Genomic DNA, 24,643 nt, shown 5'->3' with positions numbered 1-24,643 from the left:
TTCCCGTTACTTCAATGTCAGCGGCAGGCCGGCCGCCATCAGGATCACGCGATCCGCTAAGGCCGCGACGTCCTGGTTCAGTCGCCCCTGCGCATCACGGAAGGCGCGGGCAAGCGCATTGTCCGGCACGATGCCGAGTCCGACTTCGTTGGACACGGCCACGATGGGGCCAGGCGCGTCCCTGAACGCCTCGATCAGCTCGGCGCATCGTGCCGGAACGTTCATGTCGGCGAGCATCACATTGCTGAGCCACAGCGTCAGGCAATCGATCAGCATCGGCGCGCTCGAATTTGCCCGTGCACGGACCAGGCCTGCAAGATCATGCGTGGTCTCCAACGTCTGCCATCCCTCGGTGCGGCGCGCTTTGTGCTGCGCGATTCGGTCCTTCATCTCATCGTCGAACGCCTGCGCGGTCGCAACATAGGTCCAAGGTGCGGGAAGGGCGGTCACGAGCGCCTCTGCATGGCGGCTCTTGCCGGAGCGCGCGCCGCCGAGCACCAGGGTGAGGCGCGGCAGGGCGGGATGCGGGCGGGCGGGGACCATGGGGGACGATTCCGATTGACGGGCTTTGGCGCGACCCGTATCTAACAGATGACGGTTCTCCGAAAGGAGAGATTTAGGGAACACGGTGCGGGTTCTTGACCCAAGGCCGTGGCTGCCCCCGCAACTGTAATCGGCGAGTGTGAGGCCAAAGCACCACTGGGAAACCGGGAAGGTGGCTTCATGCGGTGACCCGAGAGCCAGGAGACCTGCCGTCGACATTGCTGTTGGCCGACCCGTCGCGCGGGGAGTCGCGATGCTGGTTCTGATCCCGCCGGGATGGGCGGGATGCCGTCGGATGCAGCGCATCGTCCGGTCCTCTGGGGAGCCGGCAAGCGACGGAGACGGCCATGAAGTTGACCCGTACCACGACCTTTGCAGCCGCGAGCCTGGTGCTGCTCGCCGCCGATCCCGCCTTCGCGCATCACATGATGGATGGCAAACTGCCGCAGACGTTTGCGCAGGGCCTGCTGTCCGGCCTCGGCCATCCTGTGATCGGAATCGACCATCTGGCCGCCATCGTCGGTGCGGGCATCGTTGCAGCGCTTCTGGGCCGCGGCTTCGCGCCGGTGCTCGCCTTCACCACAGCGATGATCGCGGGCGTCGGCCTTCATGTGGCCAAGGCCAACATCCCGGCTGCCGAGCTGCTGGTCGGCCTGACCACCGTCGTGGTTGGGCTGGTGGTGGTGATGCGTGGCGGTTTCGGCGTGCTGCCCGTCGCCGGCCTGTTCGCCGTGACCGGCCTCGTCCATGGATATGCGCTGGGTGAATCGATCGTTGGGGCAGAGAACACCCCGCTCGGGGCCTATCTCGTCGGTCTGCTCGTGATCCAGACCCTCATCGCCGCCGGCGCGTTCCTCGGCACCAGGCTGCTGTCGGCGAAGGCCAAGGCGGCTGCGCCGCTGGCGCTGCGGCTCGCGGGCGCTGCCATCGTGCTGGTGGGTGGGGTCGCCGCGGCGACGGCGGCCGGCGTGATCGGCTGATTGATGACCGCATCGGAGACTGGTGAGACGACGCTGTTCGTCTGCGTCACCTGCCGTTCGCAGGCGACGGAACCTACGCCGCCTGATCAGCCGCGGGCCGGAGCCCGTCTGCTCGCCGCGATCGAGACGTTGCCGACCGCGCAGCGCGCCGGTGTCGCCGTGGTCGGCGTCGAGTGCCTGTCCAACTGCAATCGTGCGTGCACGGTTGCAGTGACGGCGCCGGGCAAATGGACCTACGTGCTCGGCGCGCTCGATCCGGATCTGCATGTTCAGGATGTGCTGACATTCGCGCAGCTGCATCAGCGCCATGACGCCGGCCTGCCGGCCTGGCGCGAGCGTCCCGAATACATCCGCAAGAACACCGTTGCGCGCGTTCCCGCGCTGTCAGCACCACGCTGAAACGAGAGATCGTATCGCCATGACGAAGTCGTTCGCCAAGACGCCTTGCACCATCGTCACCGGTTTCCTCGGCGCCGGCAAGACCACGCTGGTGCGCAACCTGATCGAGACCGCGAATGGCCGCCGGCTCGCCATCATCGTCAACGAGTTCGGCGATGTCGGCATCGACGGCGACATCCTGAAAGGCTGCGGCGTGCCGGACTGTCCGGAGGATCGCATCGTCGAGCTGTCGAACGGCTGCCTGTGCTGCACCGTTGCCGATGATTTCGTGCCGGCGCTCAGGAGCCTGCTGGATCAGAAGGAGCCGCCCGAGCATATCGTGATCGAGACCTCGGGGCTCGCGCTGCCGAAGCCGCTGGTGCAGGCCTTCAACTGGCCGGAGATCGCGACGCGCGCCACCGTCGACGGTGTGGTGGCGGTCATCGACGGCCCGGCGGTGGTCGCCGGCCGTTTCGCCGACGATCCCGACGCGCTCGCCGCGCAGCGCGCCAGTGATGCTTCGCTCGATCACGACAACCCGCTGGAGGAGGTCTATGAGGACCAGCTGCTGTGCGCCGATCTCGTCGTGATGAACAAGAGCGACCTGATGAGCGAGGAGCAGCGCAAGGATGTCGCGGCCGAGATCACGGCGAAGGTGCAGCGTGCCGTCAAGGTGATCGCGACGGAGCACGGCAGGCTGTCGGCTTCAATTCTGCTCGGGCTCGGTGCCGCAGCGGAGGACGATCTCGCGGCCCGACCGTCACATCACGACAACGAGGCCGAGCACGACCACGACGATTTCGAGAGTTTCGTGCTCGACGTTCCGGCGCAGGCTTCGCCCGATGCGCTCGTCGACCGCATCGCGGCCGCCGTCGACGCGCATGACGTATTGCGCGTGAAGGGGTTCGTGGAAGTCGCCGGCAAGCCGCTGCGCCTCCTGGTGCAGGCCGTCGGCAACCGCATCCAGCATCAGTTCGAGCGCCCGTGGCGATCCGGCGAATCGCGGCAGGGGCGGCTGGTGATCATCGGCGAGCGCGGCCTCGATGCCGCCGCCATCCAGAGCCTGATCACAGGATAGGCGGGACCGATGCACCTGCTGGCGACAACGGGCGCGGATCTCGACGACCTCGAACAGGCCGTGGATCTTGCACAGTCGCCGGCCGAAATCGTCGTGCTGTCGTTCTCGGATAGCGATTTGTCGGCATTGGCCGAGGCCTGGACCGCGTCGTCGGATGAGCTGCCGAGCCTGCGCCTCGCCAGCTTGAAACGGCTGAAGCATCCGATGTCGGTCGATCTCTATGTCGACCGTGTCGTGCTCGGCGCGCGCGCCGTCGTCGTGCGCTGTCTCGGCGGGCTCGACTATTGGCGCTACGGGCTGGAGCGCATCGCATCGGTCTGCCGCAGCCGCCACATCCCGTTCGCGGCACTGCCGGGTGACGATCGCGCCGACGAGAGGCTCGATGCGCTCTCGACCCTGCCGAAGGACGCGACCTCGCGTCTCTACGGCTATCTGCACGAGGGCGGCGTCGGCAATGCGCGCGAGGCCCTGCGCTATCTCGCGACGCTGCTCGGGCGCGACGCGCATTTTGCGGAGCCGGTCGCGATCGGTTCGATCGTCGGCTTCATGCCCGATCGCGGAGCGGTCGGCATCGATGATCTCTGCGGCCACGATGATGCGCGGCCCACCGCGTTGATCGTGTTCTACCGTGCGGGCCTGCTCGCCGCGGATACGGCAGGGATCGCGGAGCTGATGCGGGCGCTCGAAGGTGAAGGGCTGGCGGCGGTCGCGGTCGCGGTGACCAGCCTGAAGGATCCCAATATCGGGGATGCACTGGCGCGACTCGTCCAGCGCCGGCGTCCTGCGATCATTTTGAACGCCACCGCGTTCTCGGCGCTGCGCGACGACGGCACCACGGTGCTCGACCTCGCGGACGCGCCGGTCTTGCAGATCATCCAGGCGCAGAGCACCGAAGAGGCCTGGGCCTCGTCGGCGCGCGGACTGTCGCCGACGGATCTGGCCATGAATGTCGTTCTGCCGGAGCTCGACGGCCGGCTGTTGGCGCGCCCGATTGCGTTCAAGGGTGAAATGCCGGCGGATGAGCGTCTGCAGTTCGGCACGATGCGTTATGTACCGCAACACGACCGCATTGCTTACGTCGCCCGGCTCGCGGCGCGATGGGCGCGGCTGCGGGCGCTGCCGGCAAGCGAGCGGCGCGTGGCGCTGCTGCTTTCCGATTATCCGGCGCGCGGCGGGCGCCGCGGCTACGCTGTCGGTCTCGACACCAGCGAAAGCGCAGCCGCCATTGCGCGGCTGTTGGCGGAGGCGGGGTACGATATCGGCCGCGCAGCGCCGACCGCCGAAGATGTCGACGCGCTGCTGCGGGACGAGGCAGATGAGCTCGTGGTGCCGCTCGCGGCCTATCGGTGTGCTCTGGCGCTGTTGCCGGATGAGCTGCAGCGTGCCTCGCATGACAATTGGGGAGAGGCGGAAGCCGACCCGGCGGTTCGAGATGGCACCTTCCGTTTTCCGGTGCTGCGTGCGGGAAAACTCTCGATCCTGCTACAGCCGGATCGTGGCAATCGCGCCGATCGCAAGTCTGGCTACCATGACACGAGCGTGCCTCCGCGGCACGCCTATGTCGCGCTCTATGCGCATCTGCGTGAGGCCGAGCGGATCGATGCGCTGATTCATCTCGGTGCGCATGGCACGCTGGAATGGCTGCCTGGCAAGGCACTGGCGCTCTCAAATGCGTGCTGGCCGGAGGCCGTGCTGGGCCCGCTGCCGGTGATCTATCCCTTCATCGTCAACAATCCCGGCGAAGCGATGCAGGCCAAGCGGCGATTGTCGGCCCTGACGCTCGGGCATCTGACGCCGCCGCTGTCGCAGGCCGGTCTGCACGGACCCTTGCTGGAGCTGGAGGGGCTGGTCGAGGAATATGCCGAGGCGGATGGCCTCGACAAGCGCCGGCTGAAGCTGCTCGAGGAGGAGATCGTCGCGCGGGCCTGGCAGGGTGGCTTGGCCGCCGATTGCGGGCTCGACCGTGCGATGACCGGACGCGAGGCGATCGCACAGCTCGATGCGCAGCTCTGTGACATCAAGGAGCTCGCGGTGCGCGACCGCCTGCATGTGTTCGGGGAAGCGCCCGACACGGCGGCGACCGGCCTGCTTGCGGATGCGATCACGGCGGCCATGGGGCCGGCGGCCGCGACGGTCGATCGCGCCGCCATCGCCGCACGGATCGCCGCGAGCGCTGCAGCCGAACGCAGTGCGTTGCTCGCGGCACTCGACGGTCGCCGCGTCGCTGCCGGTCCCGCCGGCGCGCCGAGCCGCGGCCGGCTCGACGTGTTGCCCACGGGGCGCAATCTCACCGCGATCGACCCGCGTGCGATCCCGACCCGGACCGCCGCTGTGGTCGGCGTACGCGCGGCTGACGAGGTGATCCGGCGCTATTTGCAGGATCATGGCGACTACCCGCGCGCGCTCATGCTCGATCTCTGGGCGTCCGCATCGCTGCGCACGGGCGGTGACGATCTGGCCCAGGCCTTGGCTTATCTGGGCGTGCGGCCGCGCTGGGACCTCAACTCCAATCGTGTCACCGGCGTCGACGTACTGCCGTTGGCGATGCTCGACCGCCCGCGCATCGATGCGACGCTGCGGATCTCGGGGCTGTTTCGCGACCTGTTCGAAGCGCAGATCGCGCTGTTCGATCTCGCCGTGCAAAAGGTGGCCGCGCTTGACGAGGACGATGCCGACAATCCGCTGGCCGCGGCACGGCGGCGCGGCGAGAGCCTCGCGCGCGTGTTCGGCGGGGCGCCTGGCAGCTACGGTGCCGTTGCCGCCGACCTTGCGCTCGGAATGGACTGGACGAGCCGGTCGCAGCTCGGCGAGGCGTATCTCGAGAGCGCCGCTTATAGCTTTGGCGGGACGCATGACGGCGCGTCTGCTTCCGACACGTTCCGCGCCCGCGTCCGCAGCGCCGACGCCCTCGTGCATCCGCAGGACGATCGTGAGCGCGACCTGCTCGATGGCGAGGAGGTCGCCGACTTTGCCGGAGGCTTTGCGGCGGCCGCGGCGTCGCTCGGCGCGTCGCCCGCGCTGCTGCATCTCGACACCAGCCGTCCGGAGGCGCCGGCGGCGCGGACATTCGGCGAGGAGATCGCCCGCGTGGTGCGCGGCCGTCTCACCAATCCGCGCTGGATTGCGGGAATGCTCGCGCATGGCTATCGCGGCGTCGCCGAGATCGCGCAGGGCGTCGACGCGCTCTACGCCTTTGCCGCCACCTCTGACGCCGTCGCCGAGCACCTGTTCGATCTGGCGCATGGGGCGCTGCTGCGCGACGAGGCCGTGTTGGACAACATGGTCGCGCGCAATCCGGCGGCGGTCGCCGCGATCGTCTCGCGATTTGAGGATGCGCTACGCCGGCAGCTATGGGTGCCACGCCGGAATGCGGTCGCCGATGAGCTTGCGCATGCCCGCACGCGCCTGACGCAAGCGGAGAGCGCGTCATGACCGCCTCGGTCGAGATCAAGGGCTGGTGCCCGGGCGCGCGGCGTCCGATGCCGAGCGGCGACGGGCTCATCGTTCGCGTCCGGCCGCATGGCGGCGCGTTGCTGGTGTCGGCGCTGCGTGAGCTTGCCGAGGCTGCTCGGCACTACGGCAACGGCCAGATCGACCTCACGCGCCGCGCCAATCTGCAGATTCGCGGCGTATCGCCCGAGACGCTTGTGCCGCTGTGGGAGCTGATGGCATCGCTCGGACTGCTCGATGACAGTGTCGAGCTCGAGGCCATCCGCAACATCGTCGTCAATCCGCTGGCAGGACTCGACCCGGCCGAATGGGTCGACATGCGTCCCGTCGCCGCCGAGTTGGAGACACTGCTGGCCTCGGATCAGGCGCTCCATGCTCTGCCGCCCAAGTTCGGCTTTGCGCTGGATGGCGGCGGCAGGTTGCCGCTGACTGGGCTCGCTGCGGATGTTCGTCTCGTCGCCTGTAGCGGTCCTGAAGCCCGGCGTGTCGCCGTTGGCATCGCCGGTTCTGTTGAGTCCGTGTGGCTGGGAACGACAGCCGATGCCGATGCGGCGTCGACGGCTGTGCGGCTCGCGCGGCTGGTGCTGCAACACAGCCCGACGCGGCGCTCCGCAGATTTGCCGCCGCACGCGCGCGCCGCCGTCGGCGCCGAACTGGGCCTTGATCTCTCCAACGTCATCGCGACGCCATCAGCCGCGAAATCGCAACGACGTTGCGGCATCATTGCCCTGACGGATCAAACCTGCGCCGTCGGTCTCGGCGTGCCATTCGGCCGCATCGATAGTGGCACGCTGGCGCGGCTTGCGGCCATGCTCGCGGCGCACGATGTCGCCGAGGTCCGCCTGTCACCATGGCGCGCGCTGTATGTCTCCGCGGGCGTCGTGACCGCGGAGCAACTGGTGGCGGATGCAGCCCGGCTCGGCCTGGTCGTCGACGATACCGATCCATTGATGCGCATCGACGCCTGCTCGGGCGTCGGCTGCTGTCCGTCGACGGGACTGGCGACGCGACAGGATGCCCGCGTGCTCGCGGATGCGATGGCCCGGACCGGATTCAACGGCACGCTGCACGTCTCCGGCTGCGCCAAGGGCTGCGCACGCTCGGCAGCCGCGGACGTCGTGCTGGTTGGCGAGGGCGAAGGTTATCACATCGTCCGCAACGGCACGGTGAAGAGCGAGCCCTGCGGCATGCTCGATCCCACCGAGATCGACGTCGACGGGCTGTTCGAAACGAAAGAAAGGGCCGATGTCTGAGCTGCGCGACTACATCAAGGACGGCGCGGAGATCTATCGCCGTTCGTTCGCGACCATCCGCGCCGAGGCCGATCTGTCGCGCTTCCACGGACTGGAAGAGAAGATCGCCGTGCGCATCATCCATGCCTGCGGCATGGTCGAGATCACCTCCGACATCGCGATGTCCGAACACTTCGCCGCCGAGGTGCGGGCGGCGCTCGATCGTGGCGCGCCAATCCTGTGCGATGCCAAGATGGTGGCGCAGGGGATCACGCGGGCGCGGCTGCCGGCGAGGAACGAGATCATCTGCACGCTCGATGCTCCCGAGGTGCCGGCGCTCGCCGCGCAGCTCGGCACGACCCGATCCGCGGCGGCGCTGGAGCTGTGGCGGCCGCATCTCGGCGGCGCGCTGGTGGCGATCGGCAACGCGCCGACGTCGTTGTTTCATCTGCTCGACATGCTCGATCAGGGCGCGCCGCGACCGGCCGCGGTGATCGGAACGGCCGTTGGGTTCGTCGGAGCCCGGGAATCCAAGGAGGCGCTCGCGGCCGACGGCCGTGTGCCGTATCTGATCGTGAAGGGTCGGAAGGGCGGCAGCGCCATGGCGGTCGCGGCGGTGAATGCCATCGCGAGTGATGTCGAATGAGCCTGCTGGACACCATCGCGGGCTCGGCAAATCCGGGCACGCTCTACGGCATCGGCGTCGGTCCGGGCGACGTTCGTTATCTGACCTTGCGCGCCGCCGGCCTGGTCCGGTCCGTCGATGTGGTGGCGTTCTTTGCCAAGCGCGGCATGGAAGGCAACGCGCGACGGATCGTAGCGCCGTTGATGGAATCGGGCCGGCACGAGCTGCGGCTCGAATATCCGGTCACGGAGGAATTGCCCGTCGCCGACCTGTCCTATCAGTCCCAGATCGCCGACTTCTACCGACGTGCGTCGGACAGCATCACCGCGCATCTGGCGGCAGGGCGATCGGTCGGTCTGCTGTCCGAAGGTGACCCGTTCTTCTACGGCTCGTTCATGCACATGTGGCGGCGGCTCGAGCACGATCATCCGGTCGAGGTCGTCCCGGGCGTAACCGGCATGTCCGGCTGCTGGACCAAGGCCAATGTTCCTATCACCTGGGGCGACGACGTTCTCTCCGTGCTGCCGGGCACGCTGGGCGAGGACGTCCTGCATGACCGGCTGACGCATTGTGAGGCCGCCGTCATCATGAAGGTAGGGCGCAACCTCACCAAGGTGAAGCGCGCGATCATCAGCGCCGGATTGCTCGATCGCGCGCTCTATGTCGAGCGCGGCACGATGGAGGCGCAGCGTGTCGCGCCCCTGGCCGAGGTGGAACTGGACCGCGGCCCCTATTTCTCGATGATCCTGATCCCCGGACAGGGGCGGCGGCTATGACGGGCACGCTGACCATTGTCGGCGTCGGCCCGGGGCGAGCCGAACTGATCACGCCGGCCGCCTCGGCCGCCATCGCTCGCGCGACCGATCTGATCGGTTATGGACCGTATCTCGACAGAGTGACCACGACGAGTCCGGGCCAGATCCGGCACGCCAGCGACAATCGCGTCGAGCTCGACCGCGCCCGCCACGCACTCGGGCTCGCAAGCGACGGCAAACAGGTCGCGGTGGTGTCGGGCGGTGATCCCGGCGTCTTCGCGATGGCCGCGGCGGTGTTCGAAGCGGTCGAGGCGGGACCGGCGGCCTGGCGCGACCTCGACATCCGTGTCGAGCCTGGTGTCACCGCCATGCTGGCGGCGGCGGCCAAGGTCGGGGCGCCGCTCGGCGGCGACTTCTGTGCGATCTCGCTGTCCGACAATCTCAAGAGCTGGGCGACCATCAGCCGCCGCCTTGAGGCGGCGGCTGCAGCTGATTTCGTCATCGCGCTCTACAATCCGCTGTCCAAGGCGCGACCGCATCAGCTGGGGGAGGCGTTCGCGCTGCTGCGGCAGATCAAGCCGGCTTCGACCGTCGTCGTCATGGTGCGGGCCGCGGGCAGTGGTGAGGTCAGACAGATCATCACCACGTTGGGCGAGGTCGATCCCGACAAGGCGGACATGCGCACGCTCGTGCTGATCGGATCGACGGCCACGCGCCTGATCGCGCGCGGGGGCAAGCCGCCCTTCGTCTATACGCTGCGTCGTGAAGTCGAGGGCGGCGCATGAGCGAGCTGCGCCTCCAGCCACAGCAACGTGGCCCGCGCGCCGTCCAACGCGACGCCATGCGGCTTGTCGGGACGGGCGATCATCACCACCGGAATCGCGAGCCGTCGCGCGGCTGCGATCTTCGGATAGGTCGCGGCTCCGCCAGAGTTCTTCGACACGACGAAGGCGATGCGTTCCTGCGTCAGGAAGGCGTGCTCTTTGGCCTCGTCGAACGGCCCGCGATCCCTGACGAAGCGAATGTCGGGCGGCAGCGCGATGTCGCCGGGCGGGTCGATGGTTCGCGCGACGTAGTGATGCTGTGGCGCTGCGCCGAACGCTGCGAGCTCCAGGCGACCAAGGCTGAGGAACACACGCGCCGGATCCGCTCCGAGCGCCGAAGCCGCGTCGTCGGCACTGTCGACCTCGATCCAGCGATCGCCGGCCTGGCGTTGCCATGCCGCGCGCCGGATCGACGCCAGCGGCACCGACAGCGCATGACAGGCCGCAACGGCATGTCGCGAGATCTGGCCGGCATACGGATGGGTGGCGTCGACCACGGCATCAATCACATGATCCCGCAGCCATGCTTTCAGTCCGGCGATGCCGCCGAAGCCGCCGATGCGCGTCGGCAGCGGCTGCGGTTTGGGCGAAGCGGTGCGGCCGGCGAGCGAGAGCGTCGCCGCGAACCGATCGTCGCCGGCGAGCAGCCGCGCCAGCTCCGAAGCCTCGGTCGTCCCGCCGAGAATGAGGATACGCATGCGGGGAAGCGTCCATGGTGAACCCGGCCGCAACTTGCAACGCGCAGCGCTGGCTGTCCATCGTCGGGATCGGCGAGGACGGCGTCGACGGCCTCTCGACGCCTGCGCGACGTCTCATTGCGCAGGCGGCCCTCGTTATCGGCGGCGCCCGTCATCTCGAGCTTGCAGCGCCGTTGATCGCAGGGGAACGACTGGCGTGGCCCAGCCCGCTGAAGCTCGCGTTCGATCAGGTCGCGGCGCGACGGGGAGAGCCCGTCGTCGTTCTCGCAAGCGGCGATCCTTTCAACTACGGCATCGGCAAGCAGCTCATGCAGCGTTTCGCGTCCGCCGAGATGCTATGCGTCCCGCAGCCCTCGGCCTTCAGCCTCGCGGCGGCGCGGCTCGGCTGGCCGCTGCAGGACGTGGCGCAGGTGACGTTGCACGGCCGCGCGCTCGAAGGGATCATCCGCCATCTTGCGCCGGGGGCGCGCATTCTGGCGCTGGCCTGGGATGGATCCACCGCCCCAAGGCTCGCCGCGCTGCTGACCTCACGCCGCATGGGACGCTCGCGCCTGACGGTGCTGGAAGCGATCGGCGGCGCGCACGAACGGGTGCGCAGCGCGCCGGCCGATGCGTTCGATCTTTCCGATATTCATCCGTTGACCACGATCGCGATCGAGGTTGACGCCGAGGTTGATGCGCCCGTGATCCCGCTGACGGCCGGTCTTGCCGATGACCTATTCGAGCATGACGGCCAGTTGACCAAGCGCGAGGTCCGCGCCGTGACGGTGTCGGCCCTGGCGCCACGTCCGGGCGAACTGCTGTGGGACGTCGGGCTGGGGTCGGGCTCGGTGGCAATCGAGTGGCTGCTGCGTCACGGCTCGTTGCGCGCGTTCGGGATCGAGGCGCGGCAGGACCGGGCCGACCGGGCGATGCGCAACGCGCTGGCGCTCGGCGCTCCCGAGCTGAAGCTGGTGATGGGGCGCGCGCCGGCGGTGTTGGCGGATCTTGAGATGCCGGATGCGGTCTTCATCGGCGGCGGCATTTCGGAAGCGGGGGTGTTCGAAGCCGTCTGGTCGCGGCTGAAACCCGGCGGCCGCCTCGTCGCCAACGTGGTGTCGCTAGAAGGCGAGACGCGGCTGAGCGCGTTGTTCGGCCAGCATGGCGGTGAACTGGTCCGCATCGCCGTTTCGCGCATCGAGCCGGTTGGCCGCATGCATGGCTGGCGTCAGGCCATGCCGATCACGCAGTGGCGGGTGACGAAGCCATGATCGCGCTCGGGATTGGCTGCCGCCGTGCCGCCAGCGTCGCAGACATCGAGGCGGTGATTGCACATGCGCTCTCGCTTGCGCGCCTCGCACCCGCGGACGTGGCGGTGCTCGCCACTGCGGCCGACAAGGTCAGCGAGCCTGGCGTGATCTGCGCCGCGCAGCGGCTTGGCCGTCCGCTGCTCGGAATTGCCTCTGCAGCGATGACGGCTGTCGCCGATCGCGCGATCACGCGAAGCGATCGCGTCAGGCGCTTGAAGGGTGTACCTTCCGTGGCCGAGACGGCCGCGCTGGCTGCCGCCGGCGCGAATGCCCGGCTGATCCTCGCGCGCGTCGCAAACGCCGCGGCGACCTGCGCGCTGGCGGAGGGCGAGGCTGTCACCGATGCGGAGCCTGCGCCATGACGGTGCACTTCATCGGCGCCGGTCCCGGTGCCGCCGACCTGATCACCTTGCGTGGTCGCGACCTGATCGCGCGCTGCCCGGTGTGTCTCTATGCGGGCTCGCTGGTTCCTCAGGCGCTGCTCGATCATTGTCCGCCCGGTGCGCGTATCGTTGATACGGCACCGATGTCGCTCGACGAGATCGTGGCCGAGATCGAGCGTGCCACGCTCGCGGGCGAAGATGTGGCGCGGCTGCATTCCGGCGATCTCTCGATCTGGAGCGCGCTCGGCGAACAGCTGCGGCGCCTCGACGCGTTGAGGATACCCTACACGATCACACCCGGCGTGCCTTCGTTCGCGGCGGCGGCGGCCGCGCTCGGTCGCGAGCTGACCTTACCGGGACTCGCACAATCGGTGGTGCTCACGCGGACCTCCGGCCGCGCTTCGGCCATGCCCGAGACGGAACAGCTCTCGCTGTTCGCGCAGTCGCGCGCCACGCTCGCCATCCATCTCTCCATCCATGTTCTCGACAAAGTCGTCGAGGAGCTGCGGCCGCACTACGGCGACGACTGTCCGGTGGCGATCGTCTATCGCGCGAGCTGGCCGGATCAGCTGATCCTGACCGGCACGCTGGCGACGATCGTTGGGCAGATCACGACTTCCGCCGTGGAGCGGACCGCGCTGATCCTGGTGGGCCGCGCGCTCGCAGCTGAGGATTTTCGCGATAGCGCGCTGTACGATGCCGATTATCAGCGACGCTTCCGCGGGAGGGGCGAATGAGCCGGCCCGTAACTCTGTCCGACCAGCCGGCCATCGCGGTCGAACACAGCGACATCGAGCGCAACGTCGTTGTCGCCCAGCGCACGCCGCGCCGTCTGCCAGGCGGCGTGCGCGACGACCTCGCCGGCCGGAAATCCGAGCCGCTCGGCCTCCTGAAGCACCTGCAACGCGGTGTTGGCGGTGCGTGCGGTCGTGACCAACGCGTCCGGCGCGCCGGCATCATGCAACGTCTTCGCGAGCCAGCCGAGATCGACTTCGCCGGCGCGCGAATGCAGGTCGAGCAGGCCCTGGCCGAGCTTGGTCATCTTGGCGAAGCCGCCGGCCACGGTGATGCGGGCCACCGGATGCCGGCGCAGATATTTCAGCATGCCGCCGGCGAAATCGCCCATGTCGATCAGCGCCGTCTCCGGCAGGCCGTGGAGCTGCTGCACGGCCTTCTCCGATGTGCTTCCCGTCGCGCCGGCGATGTGCGGCAGGCCGGCGGCGCGCGCGACGTCGATGCCGCGATAAATGGAGTGGATCCAGGCGGCGCAGCTGAACGGCACGACGATTCCCGTGGTGCCGAGGATCGACAGGCCGCCAACGATGCCGAGGCGCGGGTTCAGCGTCTTCCGGGCGAGCTCCTCGCCGCCAGGAATGGAGATCTCGATGATGACGTCGCGCGCCGCGCCGAGCGCTGCAGCGGCCTCATTGATCGCCGCCGCGATCATCTCGCGCGGCACCGGATTGATCGCAGGTTCTCCCGGCGGCAGCGGCAATCCTGGTCGCGTCACTGTGCCGACGCCGGGGCCGGCGCGGAACGTCACGCCGGAATTGTCTGCACCGCGCCGCAAAGTCGCTTTGACCAGCGCACCGTGCGTGACGTCAGGATCGTCGCCGGCGTCCTTGATGACGCCGGCGGTTGCCTTCGCGCCGTCGGCCTCGTGCATCGCGACCGCAAAGCCGACACGACGTCCGCCCGGCAGGGCGATCTCGACCATGGCAGGACAGTTGCCCGTGATCAGCAGCTCGTAGGCGGCGCGCGCCGCGGCCGTGGCGCAGCTGCCGGTCGTCCAGCCACGCTTCAGCGGTCGGTTCGGCGGATCCGCGGTTTCCATCATGTCCGTTCGCATAGCACATTTTGCCATGCCTCGGCGGCGTTGCGGCCATGACCATGGTGACACCCAGCGGGATCATCATCGCCGCGCCGCGTTCGGGCGCCGGCAAGACGACGGTGACGCTCGGACTGCTGCGTGCCCTCAGCCGGCGCGGCACGCGCGTGCAACCCTTCAAATGTGGCCCCGACTATATCGATCTCGCCTTTCACACGGTTGCGGCAGGACGGACGAGCTACAATCTCGACAGCTGGGCGATGTCGGCGCCGCAACTGCTGGGGCTTGTCCGCGACGTTGCCGCCGACGCCGATATCGCCATCGTCGAGGGCGTCATGGGCCTGTTCGATGGCGCGTCGCATCCCGGACGCGCGGGCAGCGGCTCGGCCGCGGGTCTCGCAGCCCTGACCGGCTGGCCGGTGGTGCTCGTTCTCGATGTGAGTGGGCAGACCGAGACGGCCGCTGCCGTCGCGCTCGGCTGCGCGCGTTTTCGCGACGATGTTCACGTGGCCGGCGTGATCCTCAATCGGGTCGCGAGCGAGCGGCATAGGGCGCTCATCGAGCCGGCGTTCGCGACCATCGGAATCAGGCTGCTCGGCGCGCTGGCGCGGGACGCGCAATTGACATTTCCCGAACGTCATCTCGGACTGGTCCAGGCCCAGGAGATCACGGCCCTCGAAGCCCATCTCGAGCGTCTCGCGGCAAGCGTCTCCGGAGCCGTCGATCTCGAGGCGCTGCTGGGTCTCGCGAATCCGATCCGCTCTACCGATCTCGCTGCGCAGACATCTGGCCCTGGCATCAAACCGCCCGGACAGCGCATTGCGCTCGCCGCAGATGCGGCCTTCTCGTTCAGTTATCCGCATCTCCTGCGGCACTGGCGCGCTCAGGGCGCGGAGGCCATCCCGTTTTCGCCGTTGAACGACGAGGCTCCAGATCCCGCAGCCGACGCGGTGTGGCTGCCAGGCGGCTATCCCGAATTGCATGCGGGACGGTTGGCCTCGGCGCGGTCGTTCCTCGATGCGCTGCGCGCGATGGCCTTGCGCGGCGTGCCGATCCACGGCGAGTGCGGTGGCTACATGACACTGGGGGCGGGACTCGAAGATGCCCACGGTGTCCGGCATGCGATGGCGGGGCTGCTGTCGCTGGAAACCTCGTTCGCACGACGCCGCTTGCATCTCGGCTACCGTCAAGCGACCCTATTGGCCGATTGCAGCCTCGGCCGAAGGGGCGCCGTCGTTCACGGTCACGAATTCCACTATGCGACCATCCTGAGCGAGGCCGACGATCCGCTGATCGCGTGCCGCGATGCGTCGGGCTGCGCCATCGCCGAGCGCGGCGCCCGGCGCGGGTCGGTGACGGGATCGTTCCTCCACGTCCTGAGCGGCGAGGGCGCATGAGCGAGCAAGGCCGGCGTCCTCCGCAGTTCGACGCGACATTCCGGCAGCGCTTTGCCGAGCTGGTGCGCTGGCGTCGCGACGTCCGCCGTTTCCGCGCCGATCCGGTCTCCCCAGAGCTGATCGAACAGTTGCTCGCGCTCGCGTCCCATGCGCCTTCGGTCGGCTTCTGCCAGCCTTGGCGATTCGTGCTCGTCGAGAGCCCCGAACGTCGCGCGACGGTCATCGAGAACTTCGAGTGCGCGAACCAGGCCGCGCTCGCCGGTTATGATGGAGAGCGACGCGCGCTCTATGCGAGCCTCAAACTGGAAGGCTTGACGCAGGCGCCGATCCATCTCGCCGTCTGTGCCGACGAGGGCGCTGCCACCGGTCATCGGCTCGGCCGCGCCACGATGCCGGAAACGCTCCGCTACTCGGTGGTGGCGGCGATCCAGACGTTCTGGCTGGCGGCGCGCGCCGAAGGTCTCGGCGTCGGCTGGGTGTCGATCCTGGATCCAGCGGCTGTCTGTCGCGAACTCGCGTTGCCGTCCGACTGGAGCCTGATTGCGTATCTCTGCGTCGGCTGGCCGCAGGAGGAACATGACGATCCCGAGCTGGAACGTCACGGTTGGGAAACGCGGCTCGACCAGACAGTGATCAAGCCGCTCAAGCGCTAGGTCACGATGCGAGCGCCAACGCCGGTGCGTCAACCGTCCTTGGCTCGCCAACAGCGCCCGCGGCGCTCATGAGCTGAAACCGTGTGCCGTGCAGGTTGATGGTCAGTGGAATGCCGCGGAAGTCGTCGTGAAAGGCGCGGATGCGGCGCGCCATTTCGGCCGGATCGATGTCGGCGGACATGTCGCACTTGGCGGCGTACATCTGTCTGGTGCTCTTCGCTCCGCTCCAACCGACGCCGAGCGCCGGCAGCGGGCCGGCGTCGCAGGCGAGTTCGCGCGACATGCGCCAGAACAAATAGGCGAGCCGCACGAACGTCATCTGTTCCAAACCACGGACATCCACGCCGCGCGGGATGTCGAACGTCTCGACACCGACGATCGGGCCGCAGTCGACACGGGTCTCCATCACATGGGCCGTTGCGCCGAAGCGCGTCGCACCGTCGTACATCGCGAAATGAGCCGGCGCCCAGCCCGGATAATCCGGCGGGGCCGGATGAAAATTGTAGGCGCCGTGGCCGAGCGCCTGAAGGATGTCGGCAGGCACGATGACGCCGGTCGTGAAGGCAAGCAGGCGGGATCTGCCGAGCACATCGCGTTCGATGGCTTCGATGTCCTGCAGGCTGACCGCGAAACGGAATGCGAGGGCAGGGTTGTGCGCCCGTAGCAGCTCCGACAGCGCAAGTTGCTGGTCGCGGCTGCCGGTGAGAAGAATGATGGTGTCGAACATGATTTGTCCTGGTTGGCGTCAGCGGCGATGGGCGTTGAAGGTGGTGGGCCGGTGCGCAGCTCCCGAGGTGGCCGTCGCGGCGAACAAATTGGCCGGCAGCTCCTGACCGGGGATGATCTCGAGCACCATGTTGTCGGCCAGCAAAGCGGCCTCCCGCGCGATGCGAACCTCCGGCTGCCACGAGCACAGTGAGAGCTCGAGGCGGCCAAAGCCGCCGCAATCAGCGACGAAGGCGCTGGTCAGCTTCTCGATGCTGTCAGCGGCGGCGCGTGCGCTGCTGCTTCCGACGTCGCGCAGGATGACCGTGACACCTCTGCCGGATTTTACTTTCGAGCGCACCACGAGTAGCGACTCCAACGCGCCGACGCGCCCGGCCCGCCGGGGCGACCGCGCCACCTCGGCAAAGTCCGGGTCGGGACCAAGATCAGCCTTTGTCGGCTTCAGATTGTGGACGATCGTCGCGTTGCGGACTCCGGCTTCCCCTGCGACGGCATGGTAGCTGCGGGGAAGCCAGACCGTGTCGAGCGCGATCTGGGAGCTCACCGCACTCCAGGCCTGATCGATCTGATAGCCGTCCCAGATATCGGGATATGAAGAGGCGATCTCACGCCAGGTCGTCAGCATTGTCCCGGCCGCCTTGGACCGGCCGAAATAGAGGGTGCGCGGCGACATCTCCCAGCCGTTCCACTTATGCACGGCAAAGTCGCAGCCTGCCAGATGAGGAAGGTCCGGAGGTGCTTGGAACATCACGTCGGCCTCGACGTACAACAGCGGTTCGCGATTCCGCTGCCACATCCGCGCGATGAAGTCGGCCTTGTCCGCAGCGCTCAGGCGTTCGCCGGGGCGGCGATCGATCGCCTCGACGTCGAATGGGAGCCCGAGCCGCTGCAACGAGCGTCTGAGATGATAGACGTGCAAGTCGCCGACCGTCGTTGGATGGCAGGACACGACACGCACCGCAGTTGCCGGTGCTGCGTCCGGCGCAGGCCAGTCGCGGCCGCCCCACCATAATTCGTGCGGGCCGTCGGCTGAGGTGCCGACGGTGCCGAACTCGGTCAACTTGGATTTCAGGAAATCGAACGCGGGGTTTTCGCCGAAGGGGATCACCACGGCGTCATGCGAGGTCAGCGCGCCGTACAGCAGCTCCGCCCCGGCGCCCGTTGGCGGGTCGATCAGGACGATAGTGCGGCCACGGCCAGGCGGTGGAAGGTCATCGCAGTGAACCACCGGCCCGAATGTTCGCGACAGCCATTGCAGACGATGACCTTGCCGCTGACCGAGCCTGACGCCGTGAGCGCGCAGGCTTTGCACCGGGTCGTGGTCGTTGGTCTTCAGATCTTGTCGCGTCATGCCGGGCCCTCCCGCACAATAGAACGGACCACGTCGGCCAATCAGGCGCGTCGATCGCGCATGCGCTTGCGTCGGTGTCTTGCGATGATGCGAGTAAGACCGGGCTTTCGACACGGAAAACGCGAACTTCGTTTCGCAATGTTGCCGGGCGCGCTGCTCGAGGCCGCAACAGATGACAAACACCGTGGCTGCGCGAGCAGAAGTATTCGCAATCACTTCGGTCTGATGCGCCTTATCAAGGCCGAAGCGGACGATTGGTCTCGCAAACGAAGTCGCAGTGCGGATCACGAGTTTCACACCGGATATATCGAGTGCGGTGAGGCTCTGGAGCCTCGATGCAGATCGAAACATTCAGCAACATTCGTTGACGCTATAGACATGATGGCCATCTACGCGCGCGTCGGCGGCGCGCGACGCAGCGCGTCGATCGCTTCATCTATCGTGCTATCAGCAACTCGTACGAACGCGATGGATCAGGCGCGCAATGTCGCAAAAATCGTCACGCGATTCAAAAATCGCGTCCGCGGCAACTGACAGAGTCGAAAAATGCGATAATTTCGTCGAGGTGATTCGGAAAAAATTGCCGGGCGAGATGATCGTTTCGCAACAATTCCGAACCTTGCTCAACCGCGGACTTTGTGTGCGCGGTATGCATCCACGGATGCTGTTAGTAAGCGTTGCAGCTCGCGTTTTCTGCTGAATTCGTCTTCTGGAATGAATCCCCCGCCATGCCGAACATCGGCCTCTCTTTCTCAACGATCGTCGGGCGCTCGATCCGCGTGCGGCAGAATTTGCCTGTCCCTAGGCAAAACATTCCATCTAACTACCTGAAAAATCACAAAAAATCTTCGCCTGCTTCTTTCGGTCGCCGCGTTCAACGATCGGAAGCCGTCTGCGAATGCCGCATTCGGCATTGCGGGTTGGAGATTCGGAAATGAGCTACGCGCTGGACGTCTGGGCCCCGGCCGATGGCATATCTTCGAAAGAGCCGGGGTCCCCGGACGTCGCGGCGCTGTCGTCGAGCGAGTCGGCCAGCACGGTTCCCGACTCCGCGCCGCCAGGCGAGGCCGCGGTCTTCGACGAGGACAAGGACCTGCTCGACCGGCTCGCCACCGGAGAGGAGCTCGCATTTCGTCTTCTCGTCGAGCGCCACATCGATCGCGCCTATGCGATTGCGTTGCGCATCGTCGGCAATGCCGCCGACGCCGAGGACGTCGTGCAGGACACGATGTTGAAGGTCTGGACTCACCGGGGGCGGTGGCAGCACGGTCGCGCCAAATTCTCGACCTGGCTCTATCGCGTCGTCAGCAATCGCTGCATCGACATCCGCCGCAAGCCGCGGACCGAGAATGTCGACGTGGTACCAGAGGTTGCGGACGGCAAGCCGGATGCAGTGAGCGTCATCGAGCGTGCGGAGCTCAGCGTCCTCCTGGAGGGGGCGATGCAGCGGCTTCCGGAGCAGCAACGGATCGCCGTGATCCTGTCGTATCACGAGAACATGAGCAACGGCGAGATCGCCGAGGTGATGGACACGACAGTGGCCGCCGTGGAGTCCCTGTTGAAGCGGGGACGCCAGCAACTGCGCGACATGCTGCGGCGTCACGAGCGCGACATTCGCGGCGCCTTCACGGATTGCTAACCATAAAATTCTCGGCGCAGGAGAAATCCCGCCTGAATCCCGCAGGCGCTTCCGTTTGATCGGTCAGACGGGGCCGATCCGCACCGTCAGTCCTTCCACGATGCGGCGTGCTTTGCCGATCACTCAGGAGTCCTCACCGTGCCCGCAATTTCCACCAACATCGCCGCCAACTCCGCCGTCCGTTACCTGAACATCAACTCCAACCAGGAGACGAGCTCGCTCGCCAAGCTGTCGAGCGGTTCGCGCATCACGTCAGCCTCGGACGACGCGGCCGGTCTCGCCATTTCGACGCGCATCTCTTCGGACATCACCACGCTGCAGCAGGCCGCGACCAACGCAGCGCAGGCGACGTCGATCCTGCAGACCGCGGATGGCGGCGCGTCCAACATCAGCGACATCCTGGCGCGCATGAAGTCGCTGGCCTCAGAGTCCGCATCGGGCACCACGGTCGGAACCAGCCGCACTTACATCCAGTCGGAATTCTCGCAGCTGATCAGCGAAATTTCGTCGATCGCGACCGGAACGCGCTATAGCGGCCAGAGCCTGCTCGACGGGACCAGCACCTTCTCGTCGGGCGTCTCGGTCCTGGTCGGCTCGTCCGCGTCCGACACCATCAACATCACGCTGTCGGATCTCACCGCGAGCACGCTCGGCGTCTCGTCGCTCGACGTCAGCACCCAGACCGGCGCGACCGCAGCCTTGACCGCTCTCGACACCGCGATCGACACCGTGTCGAAGGCCCGCGCCGACATCGGCGCGCAGGAATCGCGCTTCAACTTTTCGGCGGACTCGATCTCCACGCAGACGCAGAACCTGCAATCGGCCAACTCTGCGATCAAGGACGTCGACATCGCGTCGGAGCAGGCGAAACTGTCGTCGGCGCAGGTGAAGACCCAGGCCGCGGTGTCGGCGGAAGCTGCCGCCAACCAGATCCCGCAGTACCTCCTGAAGCTGCTGGGCTGAGTTGCGATCTGCCGGGCCGGCGCCACGCCGGTCCGGCCCTTCCCTCGGAGGACGACGATAGATGACGGTGAGCAGCGCAACCTCGAGCACGAGCGGCACGACGTCGTCTTCTTCCTCATCATCGACGAGTTCGAGCAGCTCGCTCACGACGTCGGGAACGAGCACGACGAGCACGATCGACTGGACTGCGCTGATCGAATCCGCGGTCAATGCCAAGCTCACCCAGGCGACCCAGATCTCGACCAAGATCACGGCCAATGAGGTCAAGATCACGGCCTACCAGACGCTGCAGACTGCGCTGAAGACGCTGTCTTCGGGATTGTCGTCACTGGCGACGTCGATGGTGAACTCGCTTGCGACGAACGCCTTCGCCACGCGGGCCGCCACCATCAGCGCGACCGGCGACGTCAGCGCCTCATCGGCTCTGTCGATGTCGGTGAGCAACGGTGCTGCGACCGGCAGCCACACGCTGACGATCGGCCAGATCGCCACCGCACATAAGGTGACGGGCACGGCGCAGTCGAGCCAGACCGCGGCACTCGGCTATTCCGGCACGTTCTCGCTCGGCCTATCCGGCGGCAGCACGGCCGACATCACCATCACCAGCGGCATGTCGCTGCAGGATGTCGTCGACGCGATCAATGCCCAGACCTCTACGACCAATGTCGAGGCGTCGATCGTCCAGGTATCGAGCGGGTCGTATCAGCTGGTGCTGACGGGAACCCAGGATTCCGCTGACATCACCTATGCCAGCTCGTCCGGCGACGACGTGCTCAACAAGCTTGGCGTGACCGACAGCTCGGGTGCCTTCACGACCGTGCTGCAGACGGCGCAGGAGGCGGAATTCACGCTCGATGGGATCAGCCTGACGCGCAACACCAACGACATCACCGACGTTCTCAGCGGCGTCACCTTCGATCTGCTGCAGGCGACTCCGTCCGGAACGACGCTGACCGTCACCATCGGGACGGACACGAGCCAGATCTCGTCGGCATTGCAGACATTCGTCACCGACTACAACGCATTCCGCGATGCCGTGATCGCGCAGCAGACCACCAATTCAGACGGGACGGCGTCCTCGAGCTCCGTCCTGTTCGGCGACGGCACCATGCGCGACATCATGAACTCGCTCCAGGCCGTGCTCGGAACCTCGGTCGGCGGGCTGACGATGGCCGACCTTGGCCTGTCGTTCAACGAGAAGAACGAGCTCGAGCTCGATACCGGCACGTTGTCGACGATCCTCAGCACCAATCTGAGCGGCGTGACGACGTTGTTGTCGGCGCAGACCACGACCTCGTCGAGCCAGCTCAGCGTGGTCAATACCGGATCGTCGCCGCAGTCGTTCACCCTGGATCTGACTGTGGACTCGTCGGGGACGCTCACGACCGCGTCGGTCGGCGGCGACAGCTCGCTGTTCACGGTCAGCGGCAACACGATCGTGGGCAATTCCGGGACGATCTATGCCGGGATGGCCTTCACCTACACCGGCTCGACGTCGCAATCGGTCACCGTGACCTCCACACAGGGGCTTGCAACCCAGATCTACCAGATCGCCAAGACCGCATCGTCCAGCACGGGATCGCTGCAGACGCTGATCGACAATCTGACCTCGCAGGACGAGACGATGCAGGCCAAGGTCGATGACATCAAGAGCTCGGCCGCCACGTTCCAGACTCAGCTCACGGCGCAATACGCCAAATATCAGGCCGCCATCGAGAGCGCCAACAACACGCTCACTTATCTAAAAGCCCTTCTCAACGCGAGTTCGAGTAACTGATGACCCAAAATTCGATGGCGCAATTCGCAAGTCAGGCCTATCGCGGTGCTGCGGTGGCCGTTCCGCCGCTCCGGGCCGTCATCATGCTGCTCAACGGAGCGATGCTGAGCTTGCAGAAGTCGCTGCAGGCGCAGGAGGCCCGCCGCTTCGAGGAGGGGCACATCCATGTGACCCGGGCGACCGCCATCCTGCGCGGATTGAGCCTTCACCTTGATCCAACGCGCGGCGGGCCGGTCGCCGACCAGCTGTTCGGAACCTACAACGCCCTGATCGTGGCCGCGCTGCGGGCCTACGGTCGACCTCACATGCGCGAGAATTTCCAGCGGATCACTCAAAGTTTGCTGGAGCTGCGGGAGGCGTGGGAGGCGGTCGATGCGGCAGCCCGGGGAAAGCGAGCAGCCGGTGATTCGGCCAACCGTCGGTAGCTCTGTCCGAATCAGGCACCTGCCGCACTGCGGAAATCTTGGGAAACCGATCAGAAACGGGCTGCATTGTCTCCCGTTTCGGTATCCAGTGCGGCGTCGCGTGCAGACGGCTCCCGAAAAATACGGAGTTTCCCGCGTCCGGTTGCGGTCGATCGTCACAATTGCCGATATCAATTTCGTTCGCGGGCTGAATGCTTTATGACCAAGCCGGAAGCGCTGGATTGGGCGGACGATGGACGTCAGGGAATTCGAGGATCTGATCGGTAGGCTGGGTGAGGACATCTCGCGCTGGCCAGCCGAGCAGCGTCAATCGGCTGCTGATCTGCTTGCATCCTCTCCCGAGGCCGATCGATTGCTGTCCGAGGCACGTCTTGTTCGTGAGGCGCTGTCGTCGCCGCCGGTTCGTGCACCCGCGGGCTTGACGTCGCGTATCCTTGCTGCGGCCAACCGCCTGACCCAAGAGGAAGCGTCAACCGCCCCGGCTGACGCCCACCAGCCCGGCTGAGCTCCGCCAGGGCCGAGCTTGGGCGACTGCGCTTCGGCCGGTTGGGCCGTGGGCGCCGGAACCGCAACACCATCACCCTCAATTTGTCGAGCTCGCTTGCGCATGAATCGGGGGCGCCCGAGTGCGACGACGCGAGCCGTGGCGCGGGAGATGACGCGACGGGTGCAGCCGATCTGACCTGGTCGCGCCGTCCATACTCTCTGCTGGTCTCGTCCTGCCCACCGGCCGAGTGCGCCGCGAGGCCGCGCTGCCGATGCAGAGCGGGGCCCCGCACCAGGCGATTTTTGCCGCCCCTGCGCAACCGCGCGCCGGCAAATTCTGCCGTCGGATCAACTAATTCGACCGACTAATTGTGCGCCTGGATTCGGCGCTCCGGCCGTTTGATCAGCAAACGCCTTCGCGACCGTGTGGTCGTGCTGTGTCCCGCCGCCGTTCGCGGCGCGAGCCGGAGTTCCGTCATGACTGTTTCCGCCGCGAGTTCGTCGACCGCGACCACCTCATCGACCTCATCATCCAGCGACGCATCGCGTACGACACTCAGTTCGACCGACTTTCTTCAGCTCCTGGTGAGCGAACTGCAGAACCAGGATCCGCTCAACGCGACCAGCGTGACCGACTTCATCAACCAGATGACGTCCTACGCCAACTACACCTCGCAGCAGTCGCTCAACAGCAGCATGACCTCGCTGGCTGGCTCGTTCTCGAGCCTGGTGACGCTTAATTCAGTGAACTACATCGGTCACACCGTCGAGGCCAAGAGTGACACTGCCGTTCTCTCGAATGGCTCGGCGACGTTCGGCTATTCCCTCTCGTCGGCGGCATCGAACGTTTCGATATCGATCAAGGATTCCTCCGGAAGCACGGTCTGGACCGGCACAGGGACCGGCAACAAGGGCGCCAATTCGATCACCTGGGACGGCACCGATTCCAGCGGCAATCAGCTCAGCGACGGCGGCCAGTACACGATCTCCGTGACGGCGACGGACTCCGCGGGCACCTCGGTTCTCAACTACACGACGATCACCGGGACCGTAACCGGCATCGACACCTCGACCAGCACGCCGTCGCTCACCGTCGGCGGCGTTCCGGTCAGCGCCAGCAACATTATCGGCGTCACCTCCTGACGGCATTACCCGGAGTACAA

The 24,643-nt window shown here is 66.7% G+C and carries 25 protein-coding genes and 1 riboswitch; of the genes, 20 read left to right on the top strand and 5 right to left on the bottom strand.

Annotated features, from left to right (window positions below):
- Window positions 1–6: 6 nt before the first annotated feature.
- Entirely contained in the window at window positions 7–543 is a 537-nt protein-coding gene (gene cobU, locus QX070_RS24715; protein WP_315739771.1) for a bifunctional adenosylcobinamide kinase/adenosylcobinamide-phosphate guanylyltransferase, read from the bottom strand.
- 35 nt (window positions 544–578) lie between these two features.
- A riboswitch (cobalamin riboswitch) is annotated at window positions 579–772 on the top strand.
- A 118-nt stretch (window positions 773–890) separates the two neighbouring features.
- Between cobU and QX070_RS24710 the strand changes: the two genes are divergently transcribed.
- From QX070_RS24710 to cobJ, 8 genes are read left to right on the top strand one after another with little or no spacing between them, the layout of a single operon-like run.
- Window positions 891–1,523, top strand: coding sequence for a HupE/UreJ family protein (locus QX070_RS24710; RefSeq protein ID WP_315739770.1), 633 nt, complete (start codon window positions 891–893; stop codon window positions 1,521–1,523).
- A gap of 3 nt (window positions 1,524–1,526) precedes the next feature.
- Window positions 1,527–1,922: a DUF1636 domain-containing protein gene (locus tag QX070_RS24705; protein ID WP_315739769.1), complete on the top strand. Its 396-nt coding sequence runs from the start codon at window positions 1,527–1,529 to the stop codon at window positions 1,920–1,922.
- Between the two features lie 19 nt (window positions 1,923–1,941).
- The gene (gene cobW / locus QX070_RS24700; protein ID WP_315739768.1) at window positions 1,942–2,979 is read left to right on the top strand and encodes a cobalamin biosynthesis protein CobW; all 1,038 of its coding nucleotides are present in this window, start codon (window positions 1,942–1,944) and stop codon (window positions 2,977–2,979) included.
- 9 nt (window positions 2,980–2,988) lie between these two features.
- Complete coding sequence (cobN, locus tag QX070_RS24695; protein ID WP_315739767.1) at window positions 2,989–6,411, top strand: cobaltochelatase subunit CobN; 3,423 nt, start codon at window positions 2,989–2,991, stop codon at window positions 6,409–6,411.
- The gene (cobG, locus tag QX070_RS24690; protein WP_315739766.1) at window positions 6,408–7,682 is read left to right on the top strand and encodes a precorrin-3B synthase; all 1,275 of its coding nucleotides are present in this window, start codon (window positions 6,408–6,410) and stop codon (window positions 7,680–7,682) included. Before cobN ends, cobG begins: the two co-directional genes overlap by 4 nt.
- On the top strand, window positions 7,675–8,307 hold the full coding sequence (locus tag QX070_RS24685) for a precorrin-8X methylmutase (protein WP_315739764.1): 633 nt from the start codon (window positions 7,675–7,677) through the stop codon (window positions 8,305–8,307). The genes cobG and QX070_RS24685 overlap by 8 nt, the downstream gene beginning before the upstream one ends.
- Window positions 8,304–9,062 carry a precorrin-2 C(20)-methyltransferase gene (locus tag QX070_RS24680; protein WP_315739763.1) on the top strand — a complete coding sequence of 253 codons (759 nt, stop codon included), beginning with the start codon at window positions 8,304–8,306 and terminating at the stop codon, window positions 9,060–9,062. Before QX070_RS24685 ends, QX070_RS24680 begins: the two co-directional genes overlap by 4 nt.
- Window positions 9,059–9,826 carry a precorrin-3B C(17)-methyltransferase gene (cobJ, locus tag QX070_RS24675; RefSeq protein WP_315739762.1) on the top strand — a complete coding sequence of 256 codons (768 nt, stop codon included), beginning with the start codon at window positions 9,059–9,061 and terminating at the stop codon, window positions 9,824–9,826. The genes QX070_RS24680 and cobJ overlap by 4 nt, the downstream gene beginning before the upstream one ends.
- Here cobJ and QX070_RS24670 read toward each other — a convergent pair.
- Window positions 9,790–10,563 carry a cobalt-precorrin-6A reductase gene (locus QX070_RS24670; RefSeq protein ID WP_315739761.1) on the bottom strand — a complete coding sequence of 258 codons (774 nt, stop codon included), beginning with the start codon at window positions 10,561–10,563 and terminating at the stop codon, window positions 9,790–9,792. The genes cobJ and QX070_RS24670 overlap by 37 nt on opposite strands.
- 14 nt (window positions 10,564–10,577) lie before the next feature.
- On the opposite strand from QX070_RS24670, the gene cbiE reads away from it, so the two are divergent.
- The 3 genes from cbiE to cobM are packed head-to-tail and all read left to right on the top strand — an operon-like array spanning window position 10,578 to window position 12,972.
- Window positions 10,578–11,813: a precorrin-6y C5,15-methyltransferase (decarboxylating) subunit CbiE gene (gene cbiE, locus QX070_RS24665; RefSeq protein WP_315739760.1), complete on the top strand. Its 1,236-nt coding sequence runs from the start codon at window positions 10,578–10,580 to the stop codon at window positions 11,811–11,813.
- Window positions 11,810–12,214: a cobalamin biosynthesis protein gene (locus tag QX070_RS24660; protein ID WP_315739759.1), complete on the top strand. Its 405-nt coding sequence runs from the start codon at window positions 11,810–11,812 to the stop codon at window positions 12,212–12,214. The genes cbiE and QX070_RS24660 overlap by 4 nt, the downstream gene beginning before the upstream one ends.
- Window positions 12,211–12,972 (top strand): precorrin-4 C(11)-methyltransferase, encoded by a 762-nt coding sequence (gene cobM, locus QX070_RS24655; RefSeq protein WP_315739758.1) that lies wholly within the window; start codon window positions 12,211–12,213, stop codon window positions 12,970–12,972. Before QX070_RS24660 ends, cobM begins: the two co-directional genes overlap by 4 nt.
- On the opposite strand, the gene QX070_RS24650 is transcribed toward cobM, so the two are convergent.
- Window positions 12,942–14,072 (bottom strand): cobalt-precorrin-5B (C(1))-methyltransferase, encoded by a 1,131-nt coding sequence (locus QX070_RS24650; RefSeq protein WP_315739757.1) that lies wholly within the window; start codon window positions 14,070–14,072, stop codon window positions 12,942–12,944. The genes cobM and QX070_RS24650 overlap by 31 nt on opposite strands.
- Window positions 14,073–14,119: 47 nt before the next feature.
- On the opposite strand from QX070_RS24650, the gene QX070_RS24645 reads away from it, so the two are divergent.
- Window positions 14,120–15,460, top strand: a complete 1,341-nt coding sequence (locus QX070_RS24645) for a cobyrinate a,c-diamide synthase (protein WP_315739756.1) — start codon at window positions 14,120–14,122, stop codon at window positions 15,458–15,460.
- Window positions 15,457–16,113: a 5,6-dimethylbenzimidazole synthase gene (bluB, locus tag QX070_RS24640; RefSeq protein WP_315739755.1), complete on the top strand. Its 657-nt coding sequence runs from the start codon at window positions 15,457–15,459 to the stop codon at window positions 16,111–16,113. Before QX070_RS24645 ends, bluB begins: the two co-directional genes overlap by 4 nt.
- 1 nt (window position 16,114) lies before the next feature.
- On the opposite strand, the gene QX070_RS24635 is transcribed toward bluB, so the two are convergent.
- Entirely contained in the window at window positions 16,115–16,840 is a 726-nt protein-coding gene (locus tag QX070_RS24635) for a formyltransferase family protein (RefSeq protein WP_315739754.1), read from the bottom strand.
- Between the two features lie 18 nt (window positions 16,841–16,858).
- Window positions 16,859–18,541, bottom strand: coding sequence for a hypothetical protein (locus tag QX070_RS24630; protein WP_315739753.1), 1,683 nt, complete (start codon window positions 18,539–18,541; stop codon window positions 16,859–16,861).
- Between the two features lie 27 nt (window positions 18,542–18,568).
- Between QX070_RS24630 and QX070_RS24625 the strand changes: the two genes are divergently transcribed.
- The 7 genes from QX070_RS24625 to QX070_RS24595 all read left to right on the top strand — a co-directional run bounded on the left by QX070_RS24625 (window position 18,569) and on the right by QX070_RS24595 (window position 24,623).
- Complete coding sequence (locus QX070_RS24625) at window positions 18,569–18,724, top strand: hypothetical protein (protein WP_315739752.1); 156 nt, start codon at window positions 18,569–18,571, stop codon at window positions 18,722–18,724.
- A 400-nt stretch (window positions 18,725–19,124) separates the two neighbouring features.
- Window positions 19,125–19,829, top strand: coding sequence for an RNA polymerase sigma factor (locus QX070_RS24620; RefSeq protein ID WP_315739751.1), 705 nt, complete (start codon window positions 19,125–19,127; stop codon window positions 19,827–19,829).
- 138 nt (window positions 19,830–19,967) lie between these two features.
- Window positions 19,968–20,792 carry a flagellin gene (locus tag QX070_RS24615; RefSeq protein WP_315739750.1) on the top strand — a complete coding sequence of 275 codons (825 nt, stop codon included), beginning with the start codon at window positions 19,968–19,970 and terminating at the stop codon, window positions 20,790–20,792.
- Window positions 20,793–20,853: 61 nt separating this feature from the next.
- Window positions 20,854–22,569, top strand: a complete 1,716-nt coding sequence (gene fliD / locus QX070_RS24610) for a flagellar filament capping protein FliD (protein ID WP_315739749.1) — start codon at window positions 20,854–20,856, stop codon at window positions 22,567–22,569.
- Complete coding sequence (locus QX070_RS24605; RefSeq protein WP_315739748.1) at window positions 22,569–22,994, top strand: flagellar export chaperone FliS; 426 nt, start codon at window positions 22,569–22,571, stop codon at window positions 22,992–22,994. Before fliD ends, QX070_RS24605 begins: the two co-directional genes overlap by 1 nt.
- A gap of 232 nt (window positions 22,995–23,226) precedes the next feature.
- Window positions 23,227–23,499, top strand: a complete 273-nt coding sequence (locus QX070_RS24600) for a hypothetical protein (RefSeq protein WP_315739747.1) — start codon at window positions 23,227–23,229, stop codon at window positions 23,497–23,499.
- 458 nt (window positions 23,500–23,957) lie between these two features.
- Complete coding sequence (locus tag QX070_RS24595; RefSeq protein WP_315739746.1) at window positions 23,958–24,623, top strand: flagellar hook assembly protein FlgD; 666 nt, start codon at window positions 23,958–23,960, stop codon at window positions 24,621–24,623.
- The last annotated feature ends 20 nt before the right edge of the window (window positions 24,624–24,643 follow it).

Origin of the sequence: Bradyrhizobium sp. SZCCHNR1093, assembly GCF_032381175.1 — a bacterium.
Taxonomy (GTDB): Bacteria; Pseudomonadota; Alphaproteobacteria; order Rhizobiales; family Xanthobacteraceae; genus Bradyrhizobium.
The sequence above is the reverse complement of the archived record's forward strand: the minus strand, read 5'-3'. Positions and strand labels throughout refer to the sequence as shown.